Source organism: Roseibium album (assembly GCF_965233825.1).
Classification (GTDB): Bacteria; Pseudomonadota; Alphaproteobacteria; order Rhizobiales; family Stappiaceae; genus Roseibium; species Roseibium album.
The window spans coordinates 3585867-3604702 of the sequence record NZ_OZ247583.1 but is presented as its reverse complement, the minus strand read 5'-3'; the positions used below and the strand labels follow the sequence as shown (position 1 = coordinate 3604702).

Annotated in this window: 11 protein-coding genes; 4 read left to right on the top strand and 7 right to left on the bottom strand. The window is 50.1% G+C overall.

Features of this window, described 5'->3' with window-relative positions:
* Positions 1–219: 219 nt before the first annotated feature.
* On the top strand, positions 220–1281 hold the full coding sequence (locus tag ACO6TI_RS16440; protein WP_422382904.1) for an acyltransferase family protein: 1062 nt from the start codon (positions 220–222) through the stop codon (positions 1279–1281).
* A 280-nt stretch (positions 1282–1561) separates the two neighbouring features.
* On the opposite strand, the gene ACO6TI_RS16435 is transcribed toward ACO6TI_RS16440, so the two are convergent.
* Entirely contained in the window at positions 1562–2998 is a 1437-nt protein-coding gene (locus tag ACO6TI_RS16435; RefSeq protein ID WP_422382903.1) for a lipopolysaccharide biosynthesis protein, read from the bottom strand.
* Between the two features lie 39 nt (positions 2999–3037).
* On the bottom strand, positions 3038–4477 hold the full coding sequence (locus tag ACO6TI_RS16430; protein WP_422382902.1) for a hypothetical protein: 1440 nt from the start codon (positions 4475–4477) through the stop codon (positions 3038–3040).
* Between the two features lie 698 nt (positions 4478–5175).
* On the opposite strand from ACO6TI_RS16430, the gene ACO6TI_RS16425 reads away from it, so the two are divergent.
* Positions 5176–7230, top strand: coding sequence for a hypothetical protein (locus ACO6TI_RS16425; protein ID WP_422382901.1), 2055 nt, complete (start codon positions 5176–5178; stop codon positions 7228–7230).
* Between the two features lie 451 nt (positions 7231–7681).
* Here the strand turns inward: ACO6TI_RS16425 and ACO6TI_RS16420 are convergent, their stop codons facing one another.
* Both ACO6TI_RS16420 and ACO6TI_RS16415 read right to left on the bottom strand, forming a co-directional pair.
* Entirely contained in the window at positions 7682–9172 is a 1491-nt protein-coding gene (locus ACO6TI_RS16420; RefSeq protein ID WP_196998493.1) for a hypothetical protein, read from the bottom strand.
* Between the two features lie 154 nt (positions 9173–9326).
* A complete protein-coding gene (locus ACO6TI_RS16415) occupies positions 9327–9884 on the bottom strand; it encodes an FkbM family methyltransferase (RefSeq protein WP_422382900.1) in 558 nt (185 codons plus the stop codon).
* 107 nt (positions 9885–9991) lie between these two features.
* Between ACO6TI_RS16415 and ACO6TI_RS16410 the strand changes: the two genes are divergently transcribed.
* Both ACO6TI_RS16410 and ACO6TI_RS16405 read left to right on the top strand, forming a co-directional pair.
* Positions 9992–11118, top strand: a protein-coding gene (locus tag ACO6TI_RS16410) for an IS3 family transposase (protein ID WP_196878866.1) whose coding sequence is annotated in 2 segments (ribosomal slippage) — positions 9992–10256 and positions 10256–11118 — 1128 coding nt in all. Because the reading frame shifts where the segments join, the coding sequence is not laid out codon by codon here.
* A 948-nt stretch (positions 11119–12066) separates the two neighbouring features.
* On the top strand, positions 12067–15912 hold the full coding sequence (locus tag ACO6TI_RS16405) for a LamG-like jellyroll fold domain-containing protein (protein ID WP_422382899.1): 3846 nt from the start codon (positions 12067–12069) through the stop codon (positions 15910–15912).
* Between the two features lie 163 nt (positions 15913–16075).
* Here ACO6TI_RS16405 and rfbA read toward each other — a convergent pair whose 3' ends face one another.
* The 3 genes from rfbA to rfbB are packed head-to-tail and all read right to left on the bottom strand — an operon-like array spanning position 16076 to position 18830.
* Positions 16076–16945 carry a glucose-1-phosphate thymidylyltransferase RfbA gene (gene rfbA, locus ACO6TI_RS16400; protein ID WP_422382898.1) on the bottom strand — a complete coding sequence of 290 codons (870 nt, stop codon included), beginning with the start codon at positions 16943–16945 and terminating at the stop codon, positions 16076–16078.
* Complete coding sequence (gene rfbD / locus ACO6TI_RS16395) at positions 16942–17790, bottom strand: dTDP-4-dehydrorhamnose reductase (RefSeq protein ID WP_422382897.1); 849 nt, start codon at positions 17788–17790, stop codon at positions 16942–16944. Before rfbD ends, rfbA begins: the two co-directional genes overlap by 4 nt.
* Complete coding sequence (rfbB, locus tag ACO6TI_RS16390; RefSeq protein ID WP_422382896.1) at positions 17787–18830, bottom strand: dTDP-glucose 4,6-dehydratase; 1044 nt, start codon at positions 18828–18830, stop codon at positions 17787–17789. Before rfbB ends, rfbD begins: the two co-directional genes overlap by 4 nt.
* Positions 18831–18836: the final 6 nt, after the last annotated feature.

Genomic DNA, 18836 nt, shown 5'->3' with positions numbered 1-18836 from the left:
TCTTGTACTTTTGAGGGTCTTTTCAAATCGTCCCTGATCAACTACGCTATGACCTTAATATTTTAAGCTCTGGACATTCTTGCCTGGACAAATAGTTTGTAGTGCTTGTTGAGGCCTTATTGTCGAACTCATTCGTACGAAGCACAATTTGGGATTTTTTTGCGAAACAGCCGCTCGTTCGCGGCGACTAAGATCGCTTGAAGCAATTGGTTACTGTTTATGATACTTGAAGATGTTTCAAAAGGACGTGACAACAATCTCAATCTCTTGCGCATGCTTGCAGCAACCGGCGTTCTCGTGTCCCATGCTTGGCCAATCGCTCTCGGGCCTGGAACTGTCGAACCGTTATTTCTGGCAACTGGTCATTCACTCGGTTCGATATGCGTTCAGATCTTTTTCGCAATTTCGGGTTTTCTGATTACGGCAAGCTATCTTCGATCCTCCACCCTAACTCGATTTACGCTTGCTCGCGTCTTGCGATTGTTTCCTGCATTGGTCGTTTCCCTACTGTTTGTCGCTTTATTGATTGGACCGATGGTGACCAGCATGCCGATCGCCGAATACCTTTTGGCCTTCGAGACATGGTCCTTCATCGTTCAGAATATCGGTCTGGTTAAACTCCAATTCGAGCTACCGGGTGTCTTCACAGACAACCCCTACCCAAAAGTCGAGGGCTCCATCTGGACGCTCGTTCACGAAGTTGGCTGTTATGTTTGTGTGTTTTTGGCGGGCGTTTTCGGTATACTGAAACATAGGGCTCTGGCCAGTCTTTTTCTGGTGGCGGGACTGGCAGGTTGGCTTTTCGTTTTTTATGCCTCCTTACCGCTTCCAGGCAAGATCGAAGCTTTCCTGAAACTCGCGCTGCCGTTTGCGATGGGGACAGCGGCGTGGTTTTGGCGAGATCGAATAAAACTGTCACCGATTGTTGCAATTGGCCTTTTTGCGCTGTGGTACGCAATATTCGCGTCGATTGGAACTTCACCGATCACGGATGTTATGTTTACAGCTGCCCTTACCTACTCGGTCTTTTGGTTCGGCTACGTACCAACAGGTGTGCTGCGTAGCTATAACAATGTCGGGGACTATTCTTATGGTATGTATGTTTACGCATTTCCTTTGCAGGGACTGGCGATTTGGATCTGGGGCCAACATACTCCTGTGTTGAATATCGCCCTTTCGTTCCCTCTCACACTGGCTTGCGCAATACTCTCATGGCACTTGGTGGAAAAACCTTCACTCGACAGCCTGAAACCGATTATGAAACGTCTTGAGCCTGCTTAGACGGGAGCGGCACAGGCAACTGAATGCGCGCTTGCCCGGAGCAACCCGTCAATTCACCAGAACAATAGCTCAGGAAAATTATGATCACGCCGACCTTAACCAACGGAGAGTCTTCAACGGGATGACCCAACAATGTCAGCAGATTAATTTGCTACTAGCCTTGGTTTGAATGGACCAAACTAAGGTGTGCTGGGTCATTTGTCCGGAAAGACACACTCCCGACTCTTCAAGCCTGATCGACATTCATACTGGCGGGCGTTGAACGTCCTTTCACGAGAATTCAGGCGCGCAATTTCTGTTTTCTCTTCAGAAACCCCAGTAATTTCTTACGCTCAAAAACCATTTCCATAGCCACAAAGATTATTCCGCCCAGAGTGGAAAGACAGACAAGTCGGAATATAGTTGATCCAGTTACCAATGGATCAACCAATGAAATAACGAGCGCCATGATGCCGACGTTCATAAAGAGAACTGAGAGTTGCTTAAGCGTCTGAATGATTGGAAGCTTAAGCGACCTAGCAGTGACAACCCAAATGGGCACTGTGATGACAAGTGTTGCGAGAAGAAAAAGTTTCACCACCATGTCGATCCCGAAATATGCACCGACCGAAAAGGCCAGAACCGTAAGCGCGGCCTGGACAGCACCGAGAATGAGTTGAAGTCCGACGCGGCCCAAGGTCAAGATAACCGTGTAGTTAAACCAGTTTAGTGCGAGAAACGGCCCTGCAAGTGCGTTCCAGGCGATGATTTGCCCAGTTGGCGCCCAATTATCTCCGAGAAAAATCAAAACAAATTCATCTGAAACCAGAGATAAACCAACCATACTCGGCAGTGTAACAAGACAAATAGCGTGCATAACCTTAAGGTATGACTGCCGCATCATTTCCATATCCTCACGGATCGAAGAAAGAGCCGGCAGCATAACTCGCTGGACAGCGGAAGAGATGTGCAACACCAGAAACTGTATGAGTTGATTGCCGACTGAGTAATAACCCAGATTTTCAACGCCTTGGAGACGAGCAATTATCGGCCTGTCCGCATAATTTCCGGCGATACTCAAAAGTTGGTAAAGTGTAAGTTGGCTACCGAATTTTATCAAAGATCGCGCATCAAAAAGTCGCCGGGGCAAGCCAGGCCGAAATCCGGAAAATGCCATGTAACCCAGGGCTAGAAATCCGGCCAGAGCGTATTGCTGCGCCAACAGTGCCCATACACCCGCCCCCATTATCGCCAACACGATTGCGATGCAGGACGAAACCAGCGCTCCAACAACTTCGATGATTGCGATCAACTTGAATCGCATTGCTCTTTCAACAAATGCCTTGTGCGCGCTTCGACTAGCAACAATGACATAAAGCAGCGCTGCTGCGCTGATCAACTGCGCAAACTCGTCATTTTTCAAAAGTGCTGCGATCGTGTCAGACGCGAAAAAAAGCGCTGTGCCAATTGTGCTAGACAGAATAACCGTCCACCAAAACACGAGATTGCAGACCCGCTGTAGTCCCTTGCCCTGGTGACGAATGATAGAGACGCTCAATCCGAACTCACCAAAGTAGTTCGCTATCAACGTGATCGAAGTCAAAACCGCAATAAGACCAAATTCTTCGGACGATACAAAGCGCGCAAGCACAGCAATTGTAAGCAGATTGACGATAACGCGAATAGTCTGACTGCCACCAATCAGGACGACGCCAGACAATAGCTTTAAGTTTTTCATTTTGTTTCTATTCGGCTTCTTGAGAAGACCTGTCGACGTCTATTGATTTTGTGTTCGCGAAAGTGCACCGGTACGGTTCTCCCGAGAACGTTGAATCGATTTTTCTCTTGATGAACTGCGTCTTCTTTTGACATTGGCGGCAAGTGAATCCTCGGCGGCTAAGCCTTGTTCGCTCATAGTGGCGAGGGCTGCCTTCCTGCGAAGGAACGCTCGACTCCGTCTTTCTTCCAATTCAGGTAGTTTCTCCGGTACCGAACTAGTTTTTTCGTTCAATATCCAAACTCCGGACCCCAATATCATCATGAAAAGAATGTAGGTCGCATTCCAATAATGAACTGTGCATCCAGCGACAATCAGTCCGCCAAGGCTTACCATGTAGCCCTTGCGATAGTCGCTCAGTTCAAGGTCGCTTATCGCGCCTCCTCCCAGCTTTGTCATCAATATGATGATGCCGATGATGAAGCCAATCCCTCCGGGCATTCCATACCGCATCGTCAAAAGCAGCCAGAAATTGTCTATGCTGTCACCCATCCACTCGGGTCCAAGCCAGCGGCCCATGCCAATCCCGAAGAACGGGAAAGCGGAGACTGTCTCAGTTCCGTATTGCCAGATCAAAATTCTGTTGTATGCGCTGCCAGGACTGAAAGTCAGATACGACACAAAGACATGAAAGGGCGAACGATTGGATAGAACATCGACGCCGACATATGCCGCAACGAAACCGAATGTAAGGAGCCACCAGCGATTGGGAATACGTGCAAGCATTGTTACCCTGTCCCAACCAATCCAGATGCACTGGATAAAAATTGCAAGGACGGCGCCACCTGAAATCGACAAAAAAGATGCTAGCGAAACAATAAAAAGACGCACTCCCCTAGCAAAAATATTGCTCTGACGATTTAGCACATAATACGTCATGCCAAATATACTTGAGCAAAACACACCGAACAGAATAGAATGCTCGAACACGACTTGAGATCTTTCCAACCCAAGTCTTTTATCCTGAACAATGGAGGGAGGAACCGAGAACGCCTTTCGTAACACGTCCATTATTATTGGCTGTCCGGTCATCGACTCATATAGTGCAAATGGCACCATCATTAGCGCCATGAAAAACAGAACTTTCACAAAAACAAGAAACTCCTGCCGATTACTGATTAGAGTTCTTGTGCAAAGGTAAGCACCGACACCCTCTATGAAGTAGATAGCATTCGCTTCGATACTTTCCAAAAACCCATGAATTATTGATATACTTAACACACTCCAAAAAAACGAAGCTATTATTACTACATCAAACAGATAAACCTTTACTGATCCTGATATCAACCTAAGTAAAAGCGGGACAAATGCAATTAGGAGAATGACCCTATAAACAGTCAGGCGAACCGGTCCAACGAAAAAGTAAACCGGGATATAAAGCGAGAGAAGCAGCAATACCGGTACCCAGTTAATGCGATTGATTTCCTTGCTCCGAGTCACGCCGATGTCCTTTTCATCACCAAAATCGTATCCTTCGAAGTGTTTTCAGCAAATTTGTTACCACATTTGTATTGGCGTGACGTCTTTCCGGGTAGGTGCAGTACCTTATAGACGCGGCGTTGTCTTGTTCGGCTGGATAGACATCCTTCGTATTTTGAGTGCCGCCGACAGGTTTTTCACGTTCATTTGCCAAATGAATCCTGCTCCCCAACTACCATAGATACGATTAATAAATTCAATGTGCCGATTGCCAGGTTGATCAACGGTCAGAAGTCGTTTGCACATCACCTTCAACGCATTGGCGAGTCCAGTTTGGTTGTACAAGATTTGAGCCTGTACATTCAAAATTCAACGGGATCAACAAATGCACACATTCCGGTCTTACTAGAACCATTCGACGCATTGACGCTGGGAATTGAATTATGGACGCACGTTTTTAATTACATTCCGTCGAATGAATTTTTCGGTCATCTGCTTGGAAAGTCATTGAACAGGCTTCAACAAATAGACAGGATCCAGGCTATGGACAACAGAATCTGGCGGAGCAAGCGATCGGCAATCAACCACCAGAGAGTATGTATTTCTGATTGGGATCGTCCATGAAATGCCTGGGATTTATACTTTTGAATGATGAATGAGGTCACGACGTCATGAGGAATGAAGACCCTGCTCGTGTTTCGTTCACACGGAGAGACATCTTGACTGGCCTGGCTTGTGGCCTGACCGCTCCAATGATGTCTTCTTGGTCCACCTTGGCCAAGGCATCCTCCGAAATGAACGAACCAGCGCGCGCGAATTACGTCGGACCCAAAGAGCCTGATATCTGGGTTGACGCGAATGCAACCGGCGCAGAAACAGGGATGTCTTCCGAAGACGCATTTACTGATCCGAACGATGCATGGGCGATAGCCAAACCCGGTGACGTTGTCGGCTTAAAGGAAGGCGTCTACCGTATTTCAATGGACGGCGCTCGACGCGGAACGAACTCTGGTGAAAAAGGCCGACCAATCACCTTTACTGCAATAGACCGTGACACCGTTATCTTGTCCGGGGGCGATCCAATTTCTGGAACCTGGAAACGCTGCCAGTCTGCCGAGGAAGCAGGTGGGAACAAAAACTACCGGAATCTCTGGTGGGTAGATCTTGACGGTGACGACAGTCCTACCGGCCCACTCACCTACAACCTGCACCAAAACGGCCAGCAATACTATTTGCCCCAGTCCGCCAGCGGATTTTATGTCGACGGGCGTCTCGATCACGACAGGCTGTTTGGAAATTTTGCGGTACCATATTTTCGCACTTCCGATTCCGCGACACCTGAAAGCCTGACAGACCCGGAAGGCCTTGGTGCCTTTCAATCGTTCAGTGACCTTGAGAACGCTTACATCATTCGCCACTACCACTCCGGAAACAATTCAGAAATGCTCCCAATTACCGATTTCGATGCGGTCGGCGGGACAGTTTTTCATGAGCCGGCGAGAGACTCCAGTTCTGGAAACTATACGATCACCAACGCCCTTAAGAACCTGGATGGTCCCGGGCAATTCGCCTCAAGGTCCATCGGGAGGGACAAGTACAGAATCTGGGCCTGGCCATTTGCCGATCCAAACGACCAGCCCATCGACGTCGGGACCCGCACGTTCGGACTTAATATCGATGTCCACAACCACATTCAATTTAAAGGTCTGATATTTCAGCAGTATCAGAACGCCGACCAGGGACCGTTGGTCGGATCGCGTACCAATGTTAATACGGTTTTCAAAGAAGGCATCGTTTTCGATTCATGCACTTTTCGAGGCATGGTTTCCGCTGCAAACGGCGGCGGCGCATCAGCCTTGTCGTTGGTCCGGTGCCGTAACAGTAGTGTTGTCGGATGTTTAATCAGGCGGGTTCAAAACTGCCACGGCATATCGGTCGTAGTGTCTGGACCAAATGGCAACATAAACATTTCCAACAATGATGTAGGTTATACTGGAGGGACCGGCATCCGGCCCCACGCACTTGATCATTTCGTCCTCGCCTTCAATCGGGTTGGTGAAGTTAGCGGGGGACATGGGAACGGCATTAGCATATACGGGCGCCCGAATCATACCTCCGGAATGAATGGCCTCATTTTCGGAAACTACATTCGTTCCGGTCTCGGAATTCCCTTCACTCACCAGGATTCACACAACCTTTATTTCCTGATGAACCATTTTGTTTGCGCTTTAAAAGACGGACGTGGTATCGACAATAATTCAAATAGAGATGCGGGCTTCGTCGACCAGCAACTTGGGCCAATTGGTGAGATTGTTTACTTGAACAATACAATCGTTCCTGACCTGGATGGTGAACTGCGCCGTTCTCATATGGCATTCAGCGGGTTCGGCAACACCGGGAATACAATTCATATCGCGCTCAACAATGCCTTTCACGGCGGCCTTGATCCAAAATTGTCTCGCTCCAAGCAAGGCAAAATCGGCCTTCTTATGGCAAATGTGGCAACCGGGCTGTCCTCGTCTCAGCATTTTGACGATTTGTTTTTTCGCAAAGGTGCTGCAATCTACAATAACATCGAAGAACCGAACGTTTATCGAGACTATACAACTTACGACTTGAAACCTGCCGCGGCTGGCGTATTGGACGGCACAGGGACAAATTCCTTGGCGATAGTCTCGCGTATTCAGTCAAAATTTCCAGAGTTCGATTTGTCTCGCTACTTCAATAATGCATCTGTTGACTGGCACAATGTAAATATCGGCGCCTTTGGTTGATCATTTCCTGTAAAACAACGGTAAGCTTCCGCAAGATCGAGACAGAAACCGAGTTTCGATAAACGCACAATACTCAAACTCAATTCATGTTGATCGTCGTTGGTTCACTACCACATCATCTCACTAAGCCAGCGTTCCGTTCCATCCAATGGAAACTGGTTATCGGGTGCAATTCAAATCGACCGAGACAAATGCTGCCTTAAAGCTTGCTCAATTCAGTGGCACGGAGCGACGCGCAAACTTCACGCGAGCACATGGGTGTCGGATTAGGCGTATTTGAGCCGATGAAGATGCCGTATTCGACCTGGCTTGGTCTCTTTATGCTGGCCAAGAACCAAGCCCAAGCGCGGATCCTAAATATACTTTATCCGTTCAAACGCAACCAAGCTGCCTTGGCAGATCGACACCAAACAATCTCGAACCAAACCGAACCTCGTTCTGGAAAAAGCCCTTAGCCAAAGCGTTTACGTAGACGCTTGAGCACGAGATGCGGTTGCTTGATCGCTCTTCTTACTCTGGAGAAGCGATCACGGTGGTCACCAAACTTGTTCAGTGGTGTCTCAAGAAGTTCTGGCCATCCGAGACGCACGGTTTCGAGGATCATCGGATTCGTAAGGTTTTTCATGACCCTCCATTCAGGGGGCATCGACAACATGGCCACAAAACTCCTTCGCGAAATCAGCGGATGTATATCGATTGGGGTGTAGTCGCCATAAGACACCGCAAAACCCCAACAACCCATTCGCAGCTCCAAATAGGCCAGATCGAGAGTTGTCAATGAATCGAAGCCCTGCGTCTGATCGAGCCAGATACTGACAGCCTCGGTCACAGCCTTGCTAATCGGCATCCCAAGCCGCGCTGTAATGGTTCCTGCGTCCAGCTTTGTTTCACGGGTGTCGTCGGGTCGCCAGAAAAATGCACGACCAATTTCTCCCCCTAGCCCGCCAACAAAGTAATCACGCGCTTTTAGAGCAGCTATCGTCGGATGGTTGTAAATATGCGGCCCACCGAAACAATAACCGTTTCTTGAACGCCATTCGTCGGCTGCGGCATTATCGGCTTTTACGAGAGGTATCAGTTCGTGCTTCAGGCCGAAGCGCTTTGCAATGTCAGAGGCGTGAATTACATCGATAGATGCCGCATGTGTATCCGCATTCACAGTCACAAAATTCAGTTTATTCGCAAAATCCTTGGACGCAGCAAGTATCATGCGAGTTTCGTTACCAGCGGTTAGTGCCACTGATACGGTACCGTGCTCCGTAAGGTGTCTAACAGTATTTCCTATTTCATTCAGCAAGGTCTGGCATGTGTCAGAAGGGTCCGATGTTTCGCCAACCGGTTCAATGGGCCAATGCCGATGGGTCGAAAAGTCTTCAAGATCAAGATAAAAATTCGGCATCAAGCGCTTGATCCCGATGTGTCCGGTCAGTCCACCCGGAAACCATCCGTCTCGCTCGACGCGCAGGAAGTCATACAACTCCCGGTCAAAACGGTCAGATAATTCATTGCCTTTTAGCAACAGCGAGGATGTCGAGGCGACCGTGCGTCTTTCTGGATCATAAACAAGCGATAATGATCCGCAGGCATCTAGATAAATCCGACGCGCTTGATCTGCCAAAAGAACAAAAACAAAAGATCCTGAAAGCGAATAGATCTGCTTTTCAACAAACTCATCAATGTCGTCGTTCAATGGCACTGAAAGCCGGTATTCACCGGAAACGACACCTGTTTCGCTATCTACAGGTGTTCCAAGAAGTGCCCCGATCACTGTGTTGCTCGAATCTTTCACAACAACAAGCTGCATTGGATCGAACGTCAGGAACGGAAGATCACCAACACATTTTGATTTTGCCCCTTGTTCCAACAGTCGAGCCTGAATTTCGGCAAGAGCATCGCCGATCAGGAACTGCCCATCAAGCACTCGAGGATAAATCAATTCCATTGTGTGTACCCTTGGTCCGAGAATTGTTTTTGGATTAATAGGTTTCAAAGGTTTTTCAAATTATGAAAGTTGGCTCGCAAAAATGATTCCGCGAATCTCAGCAAAGACAAACTCAAAGGCAACGGCTTTGACACTACATCTTGCAATATAATGTCTATGGCCAATCGAGATTGATAACCGGCTTCCTTAACGCACTTACAGACCGACGCAGTTTGCTAATTCGATCCCGCAGCTCCGGCATGTTCACTTCATGAGTTTCAACAAACATTGCGCCGACAGTATCACGCAGCGGCGATTCCAGAAAATGCTCGAGTACGTCGACCTCGGCTCCCTCGATATCCATTTTGACAATGTCAACCGTGCGGTTCAAACTCTCAACGAATGCCGAGAAATCAACCACTTTCACTTCGACGGTACTCCAATTGTCATCGACACCGGCAACAATGGAACAGCCAACCGATGCTTGCTCAGGATCAGTGGCAAATTCGGGTGGTCGTCGCAGGGCGATCGTACCGTCCTTGACGCCTATCGCCGCCTGATGAAGCGTTACATTGGGTAAACTACCCACGCGTTCTTTCAAACGCTCAAAGGTCCAGGGATCAGGTTCGAAGGCATGAACATGTCCTGCCTTTGCTGCCAGCTTTTCAGTGAACTCCCCAACATTGGCACCAAGATCGAGACAAAGCGATGCCGGAGTTAGTTCATTCAGCAACGCTTCGAAACTATCAACTGCGGCTGCACCAGCAGCAGTTCGTTTGCGCCTTGATCCTCCCCCTTTGAAGTGGTCCGCCGTTATGTTTAGGAAAACGGAGGATCAAAATGGCTACGAAACGTCACAAGCCAGAAGAAATTGTCTCGAAGTTGCGGCAGGTTGAAGTCCTTGTCGGCCAAGGGATGCCGAGGATCGATGCCATTCGACAGGTTCGCATCACCGAACAGACGTTTTACCGTTGGCGCAAGCAGTATGGTGGGATGGGAACCGACCAACTGAAAGAACTCAAACGCCTTCAGAAAGAGAACGAGCGGCTGCGCAAGGCGGTCTCTGACCTGACCCTAGACAAGCTGATCTTGTCAGAGGCCGCAAAGGGAAACTTCTGAGCCCCGCCCGTCGTCGCGCCTGCATCGATCATATCCGCCAACATCTCGGCGTGTCAGAGCGTCGAACCTGTCGTGTTTTGGGTCAGCACCGATCCACGCAGAGGAAACGTCCAGCAGGGCGTGCTGACGAAGAACGTCTTGTGGCGGATATGATTGAGCTGACCCGCCAGTATGGCCGTTACGGCTACCGTCGGATTGCTGCTTTGCTCAGAGAGGCCGGTTGGCATGTGAATGACAAGCGTGTTGAGCGACTTTGGCGACGAGAGGGGCTGAAAGTTCCTATGAAACAACCAAAGAGAGGGCGGCTCTGGCTGAACGACGGATCATGTGTCCGGTTGCGACCAGAGTATCCCAATCATGTCTGGAGTTATGACTTCGTGCATTGCCGAACCAATGAAGGAAAGGCATTCCGGACTCTGAACATCCTGGACGAGTATTCCCGAGAGTGCCTGGCAATCCGGGTGAAGCGAAGGCTAAACTCCACTGACGTGATTGATGTGCTGACGGATCTCTTCATCCTTCGAGGTGTTCCAGCCAACATCAGATCAGACAACGGGCCGGAGTTCGTTGCTCAAGCCGTCAGGGACTGGATCAACGCTGTGGGTGCCAAGACCGCTTATATCGAACCAGGTTCGCCATGGGAAAACGGATATTGCGAGAGCTTCAACGCCCGGCTCCGTGACGAACTGCTGGACGGAGAAATCTTCTACAGCCTGAAGGAAGCGCAAATCCTGATTGAACAATGGAGGAAACATTACAATACCAAGCGCCCGCACAGCGCATTGGGCTACCGACCACCGGCACCGGAGACCATCGTCCGGATGGACCAAAGCCCAGTCATGCACTAACAATCAAAATGGACCACTCAGGTGGGGCAGATCAGCCGATGGAACCCGGGATAGCCGAAGCGGCGCGCAAAACGCCCAATTTAATATTGTGTACTAGCAAATTCTCCAAGTCGAGACATGCCTCCACTCTCTGCTGACAAACAGCTTTGTTCAGGTTGAGCGCATTATGCTTTTTTTGCTTTTCATTGCAATCTCTTCGCATGTTAATCAATAACGGCGAGCGCCTTCGTAGATAGGGTCAAATCGGTGAGCTCAAATCTAGTGCCTGAAGTTCGTCATCGACCGCAGCTTTGAACTTGCTGAAACGGTAATTTCTCAAAAAAGATTTCGCATGGGCGTTGTGAAAATGACGTGGCGATTTCGTTTGAAAGACGCTCCTGAATTTCGAGGCCTGCAAACAATCCCGGGTGAATACCGTGTCCCCGATCGCCTCACCTAAGCAACTGGCAATTTCCAGAAGACCTGCTTCAACTGATGCTCCGGAGACCCGGAAGGCCGAGCCCCAGGATGAAACTCAGGGGTTCGCCAAAGAAACAAGCTCAGGCAGTGAATTTATCCAACCTAAATCTGCACTCCGATGCACAGCCGCCAGGGAATTAAACCCGAATCCCCACAGTCCAAAGCTAGTCTGCCTCAACTTCCCGACTCTCTGGGACGAATTTACTACGAGGTTGACAAAACATGCTCCGACTAAATCCGCTAACTCTCGGTGGAGAAGGAATATTCTCAAGAAACAGGCTCATCACACCAAGTGCAGGTACAGGGCAGGCTGAACAAGTCTGATCAAAATAAACTCGTTCGGCACATCGTTTCCCGAATATTTCAATAAATTGAGTTTCAAAAACTCTTTAAATTTTGAAATAAATTCGGCGGCTCAATTACACTTGAGATTACAAGAATAGATGTATCGATGTGCTCAGCTAATCCTGCCTTGATGGAGCCATCACTATGGAAATACACGTGAGTAATGCCGCAGAATTCGACGCTGCTATGCAATCGATTAATGCCGGAGACACTATATTACTCGCTGCTGGTGATTACGGCGATTACAAATTTTCTACCTTCTACAATGACAATCTGAAGGACCTGGCCAGTTCCATTACGATCAAGTCCGCCGACCCTGACTCCCCGGCGTCATTTAATTCAATGGTGTTCGACTATGTCAGCAACATCAACATTGTCGGTGTTGAAATCGACTGGTCAGCGACGCCAGACTCTCCGCCACATGCATCTGCTGTCAGAATTCTTCACTCTTCGAATATTTCCTTCGAAGATGTGCTTTTCGAAGGTGATGTCGCATCGACCGGAGTACACCCTGACACCGACCCACAGACCGTACTAACCGGCGTCAACGTAATCGGTTTGCCAACGGGCACAGCACTTGAAGCGCATGAATCAAGCAATATTTCCGTCACGAACAGTGAAGTTACCAATTTTTATCAAGGCCTTTCAGCGAGTTCGACAGACGGTTTCACTGTCACTGAAACGGAAATTCACCACATGCGCGGAGTGCCCATCAAGGGTGCTAATGTCGACAACGTAACAATCGTTGATAATGTCATACACGACATTTCTCCTTGGGCGTATTTCAAGGATGGCGGGGATCACGGTGACTTCATTCACTTCTGGACTTTACCTGAACCCTATCAGACTGAGCCGAACGTCAATTACCTCATTGAAAACAACACAATGTACCAAGGCGACGGCTCGCCGGTAGTCGGTATCTATCTGGACGACAATGACAATGACAACGGCTATACCAACGTAATTGTCAAAGATAACACCATGCAGAATTCGGAAACTCAGGGCATTCGATTTGAAAATGTCCAAAATTCCGAAATAACAAACAACACTTTCGCTCCAGCAGATTCAGACACCGAAATAGTTCCGGTTATTTACCTCCTGGACGGGAGTAAAAATATCCTCGTAAAGGACAATATTTCTGGCGGTATTTTTGCGACTTCGGAAGACTTTTCGGAATACAACATCACGTCAACGAATAATCTTGTCGTTCAGAATTCCTCACCGTCCGAGCCCAATTATGTTGGTGACTTATTTGTCGATGCTTATGGAAATCAGATCAACGCCCAAGGGTTGGTCGCAATTCCCGGTGGCATCATCGAGAAATTGGGCGTGGGCTCGACGCAAACCGTATTCGTTTTGCCTGAAAAGGGACTTGTGGGGGTCGTCGATGCAGATGCGGGCACTGGTCTCAACCTCAGCACTCAATCGTTTTCGGTAGATCTGTTTGGCGCTGATGGCGAGATCAGCCTGTCAGAAGCATCAGTGATCTGGGATTTTGGGGACGGCAAGTCAAGTGCTGATCTCAACGCTACTCATCAGTATGAACACGCCGGCGAATATGAGGTTACAGGTACGATCACGCTGAAAGACGGCACCGTTGCTGAAGTGAAGAAAACGATTGTCGTCGAGTCTCCACTGGCGCTGATGAGCAACTTCGACGATGGCGCCAAGGATCTGTCAGATACTGAGAACTCGGTGTATCTTTCTGGTGGCGCTGAATTGGTCACGATTGCAGGTGGTAATACCGTTGTGGACCCGAACGGTGGTTATGTCGCGTATGACCGTACACCGGACATGGTGAATAATGACGCGTATACGCTGTTCTTCAAGTATCAACAGGACGCCGATGGGAGCGCAGGCGAGCTGTTAAACTATCCGGGTAGCTTCGGTGTTCACGTCGAACCAGGTAGCATGACAATAACGATCCAAACGGATTCCGGAACCGTTTACGCGAAGATCAGGGATCTGCCAAAAGATTCAGATTGGCACAGTGTTGGGGTCGTATTCTCATCTGAAACGGGTACCGTTGAAATTTACCGCGATGGCGCGAAAATTCAGACCCTCGATGGCCTTGAAGGTGCTATCCAGACAGGCTCAGAATCCCATAAACTCTATTTTGGTGGCAGCCCATGGGCTGGTTCATTCGACGGTCTTGTCGATGATCTGGCATTCTACCGCGGCGCATTTGACGCTGAAGCCATGTCTACGGGCGATATTCCCGTCATTTCCAACACTTCTACGCAACCGGTAGATCCAGAAGAACCTACAGATCCGGATATATCCAATCCTGATCCGGTCGATCCTACCGATCCGGTCGATCCCACTGATCCGGTCGATCCCACTGATCCGGTCGATCCCACTGATCCAGTCGATCCCACCGATCCGGTCGATCCCACTGATCCAGTCGATCCTACCGATCCGGTCGATCCCACTGATCCAGTCGATCCTACCGATCCGGTCGATCCCACTGATCCAGTCGATCCTACCGATCCGGTCGATCCCACTGATCCGGTCGATCCTACCGGACCACAGGATATCACCTACCGAAGCATGATGAACAAGAACTTCAGCAATTTGGCTGCTGGAACCTGGGCGACTTCGGATGGCGTTTTGCCTGTAGAAACCAATGAACATTTCTACAACAACTCTGAATACACGTTGGTAATCGATTTCCAGAAAGCTACTGCCGATGAACGGGCGGAGATCGTGAATTTCCCCGGTTCATTCAATATCTGGGTCACCGCTGATGCCATCACGGCGTCGATCACGACCAATGAAGGCACCAAATACCTGAAGGTTCGCAATCTCTCGGAAATCGACAATACCGACATGCATTCGCTGGCCCTGACCTTCTCGGGCGAAGATGGCACCGCCGTTCTTTACCTGGATGGCGAGGAAATCGGCAGCGTTGATGGCCTTGGTTCGGCGCAAACGGGCATCAACAGCCACGATCTCTATGTCGGCGGAAGCCCCTGGTCAGGATCATTTGACGGCACGATAGATAATGTGGCTTTCCTTGATGAAGCGCTCAATTCCCAACAGATCGGTGACCTTGATCTTGCGAGTGTAAAGGATATCAAGACCAACGAGAGTCAGCCGAGCGAAGAAGCCGACGTCAACATCATTCGACTGAGTGACGTTAACACCGAAATCAAGGCGATTACTTACCTGTCATTTAGCGACAAACCGACTGGGACATGGTCGACATCTGATGGTGTATTGTCCATGGAAACCGACGAGAGCTTTTACGACAACTCTGAATACACGTTGGTAATCGATTTCCAGAAAGCTACTGCAGATGAGCGGGCGGAGATCGTGAATTTCCCCGGTTCATTCAATATCTGGGTCACCGCTGATGCCATCACGGCGTCGATCACGACCAATGAAGGCACCAAATACCTGAAGGTTCGCAATCTCTCGGAGATCGAAAATACCGACATGCATTCGCTGGCCCTGACCTTCTCGGGCGAAGATGGCACCGCCGTTCTTTACCTGGATGGCGAAGAAATCGGCAGCGTAGATGGCCTTGGCTCAGCGCAAAAGGGCGTTAACAGCCACGACCTCTATGTCGGCGGAAGCCCCTGGTCTGGATCGTTCGATGGTACGATCGACAATGTCGCTTTCCTTGACCAGGCATTGACTGCTGAAGAAGTTGCGCTTGTAAACAGCTCGCTACAAGGCCCCCCCGTCAAGCTCACAGGTACTGAAGAAGCTGACGTGTTCGTCATGGATACAACACAAAGCCTCGTTTTGATCGAACAATTCGAAGATGGTATCGACAAACTAGACTTTTCGGAACTTGGCATTGGCGGAATGGACGACCTGACCGTGTCTGAGACTGATGCAGACGGGACATTCAGCATTGTAGTAAATGATGATCTGACTGTTCTTCTCAGTCTCGAGCCTGCGACAGAAGGCGCTGGCGGCGTCTTGGACGGTTCAGAAAACCTTTTCGGGTCACTGGATGCAAATGACTTTCTCTTTGCATGATCGCCGAGCATTCCAATGGTAAGGATTGATTGAAGTTACCACTCTCTCCTTACCCGCTCTGACTAGTTCGAAATTGCACAACGATATCAATCCAGTCCGGTGAATTCACCGGACTGGTAAAATTGAATCGCGGAAGCAACCATCTCGTGTTCAGTGCAAATTGTCAGATCAGCGCTTCCAAATATTTTCCATAGTCCGTTTTTCCGAAGAGCCTTGCATGTTCAAGCAGCTTTTCCCGGTCAATCCAGCCGTTTGAGAATGAAATTTCCTCGGGGCAGCCTGACTGCATGCCCTGTCTGACGGATAATGTCCTGACAAAGTTGCCGGCATCCAGCAAGGATTGATGCGTGCCCGTGTCAAGCCATGCAAAACCGCGGCCCATCCGCTCAACGTTCAGCGCTCCCTCGCGCAAATACATATCCAACAACGTAACGATTTCCAGTTCGCCGCGAGCGGACGGCTGGACCTCGCGAGCCCTGCGCGGCGCATCACCATCAAGGAAATAGAGCCCTGTTACGGCGAAATTCGAGGGAGGAACAGCCGGTTTTTCAATAATCTCCTGGGCGAGGCCCTCTTCATTGAATTTCACAACACCGTATCGTTCCGGGTCGGCAACATGATATCCGAACACCGTGCCTCCCGAGTCGCGCTGATCGGCGGCATGCAATATTTCCGGCAGGCCATGACCGAAGAAGATGTTGTCCCCGAGAACCATGGTCGAAGGCGCACCATTCAGGAAGTTCTCAGTCAGAATATAGGCCTGTGCAAGCCCGTCCGGCGAAGGCTGCTCGATATATTCAAACAGCATGCCCCACTGGCTTCCATCCCCAAGAAGGCGCCTGAATTGGGGTTGATCCTCGGGGGTGGTGATGATGGCGACTTCACGAATACCGGTCAGCATCAGCACAGACAAAGGATAATATATCATGGGCTTGTCATAGATCGGCATCAGCTGCTTCGAAACGGCCATCGTCAGCGGAAACAGCCTGGTTCCGGATCCGCCTGCCAGAATAATGCCCTTGCGTTGTGTCATGAATTTACACCCAATTTTGTCAAAGTATCTGCGACGCCAGCTTTCCAGTCGGGACGATCCAACCCGAACACCGAGAGCGAACGGCAATCCAGCCGGGAATTCAACGGACGCCTCGCCAGCGTCGGAAAATCGGATGTCGGAATATCTTCAACATGGACCTTCCGGCCAGCCTGTTCGAATATCTCGCGCGCGAACTGTGCCCAACTGACGTCGGGGGCTCCGGAAAAATGGTAGATGCCGGACTTTGCAGGTTCGTTCTTCAACTGGCGCACCACCTTGACGCACGCATCAGCAATCGCCGCGGCCGGCGTCGGACCGCCAACCTGATCGGCAACGATGGTCAAACGATCACGCGTTTCAGACAAGCGAAGCATTGTCTTCAGAAAATTGGCGCCATGTGCCGAAAACACCCAGCTGGTCCGCAGGATTGCACAGTTCGCGCCCTCTTCCTGAATCGCCTCTTCACCGCGAAGTTTCGTCCTGCCGTAAGCACCCAGCGGCCCGGTTGCCGCATCCGGTAAAAAGGCTGCCTCACCACCACCGTCAAACACGTAGTCGGTCGAGATGTGAACAAGCGGCACACCAAGCTTGCGCGCGGTTCTTGCCATCTCCCGAGGACGCTGCGCATTGATTATCAACGCCAGGTCTTCTTCTTCCTCTGCCTTGTCGACGGCGGTGTAGGCAGCGGCATTAATAATGCCGTCGGGATTGTATCTCTCGATAACCGGGCCCAAGTCCGCTTCCCGCGACAAGTCGACCTTGTCCCGGCCCAGAAAGACGGCATCCGGCACCAACGCGCGCAGTTCGCTTGCCACTTGACCGGAGGAACCGAAGACCAGGATCATGATTTCGTCCCAAGCCGTTCACCGACACCTTTCCGGTTCTGCAACGCGCGCCACCAGGTTTCGTTATCAAGGTACCATTGAACCGTCTTTTCCAACCCTTCTTCGACGCTGACACTTGGACGCCATCCAAGTTCGTCACTGATCCGGGAAGGATCAATGGCGTATCGCATATCGTGTCCCGGCCGGTCCGTGACAAAGGTGATCTGATCCGCGTAAGTTCCTTCTGCCTTGGGTCTCTTGCGGTCGAGAAGCTCACATATCGTCCTTACCAGATCGATGTTCCGCCGCTCATTCTCGCCACCGACATTGTAGCTTCGGCCCGAGGTGCCCTTCTGCAGAACCAGCAACAAAGCATCCGCGTGGTCTTCAACGAAAAGCCAGTCGCGTACGTTTTCTCCCTTGCCGTATACAGGAATGGATTTGCCGGCAAGCGCATTCAAAATGACTACAGGGACAAGTTTTTCGGGAAAGTGGTAGGGTCCGTAGTTGTTGGAACAATTTGTGACGACGACCGGCAGGCCATAGGTCTCGTGCCAGGCGCGTACCAGGTGGTCTGACGCGGCTTTTGAAGCAGAATATGGACTGCGTGGATCATAACCCGTCGATTCGGTGAACAGCCCTTCTTTTCCCAACGAACCGAAGACTTCGTCCGTTGAGATATGGTGGAACCGAAATCCCTCCGGCCGCCCCATGTCTTCCCAATAGCGACGGGAAGCTTCAAGCATGTTGAAGGTTCCACCGATATTCGTGTCAATGAAATCCGAGGGTCCATCGATCGACCGGTCAACATGGCTTTCCGCTGCCAGGTGCATCACGGCGTCGGGACGGTGTTCAGCAAATATTCTTTGCAGAGCCGCGCGGTCCCGGATATCCGCCTTTTCAAAGGCATACAAGGGATCGTCGGCAACCGAAGCGACATTCTCAAGACATGCCGCATAGGTCAATGCATCGACATTGACCACGCTCAATCCGCGCTGAACTGCCAAACGTATAACCGCCGAACCGATAAAACCCGCTCCGCCCGTCACAAGAATTTTCATGGAAAG

Bases quoted from the DNA above. Each gene is read 5' to 3' on its own strand.
- ACO6TI_RS16440 (WP_422382904.1), top strand. From the start codon at position 220: ATGATACTTGAAGATGTTTCAAAAGGACGTGACAACAATCTCAATCTC.
- ACO6TI_RS16435 (WP_422382903.1), bottom strand. From the start codon at position 2,998: ATGAAAAACTTAAAGCTATTGTCTGGCGTCGTCCTGATTGGTGGCAGT.
- ACO6TI_RS16420 (WP_196998493.1), bottom strand. From the start codon at position 9,172: ATGGAATTGATTTATCCTCGAGTGCTTGATGGGCAGTTCCTGATCGGC.
- ACO6TI_RS16405 (WP_422382899.1), top strand. From the start codon at position 12,067: ATGGAAATACACGTGAGTAATGCCGCAGAATTCGACGCTGCTATGCAA.
- rfbA (WP_422382898.1), bottom strand. From the start codon at position 16,945: ATGACACAACGCAAGGGCATTATTCTGGCAGGCGGATCCGGAACCAGG.
- rfbD (WP_422382897.1), bottom strand. From the start codon at position 17,790: ATGATCCTGGTCTTCGGTTCCTCCGGTCAAGTGGCAAGCGAACTGCGC.
- rfbB (WP_422382896.1), bottom strand. From the start codon at position 18,830: ATGAAAATTCTTGTGACGGGCGGAGCGGGTTTTATCGGTTCGGCGGTT.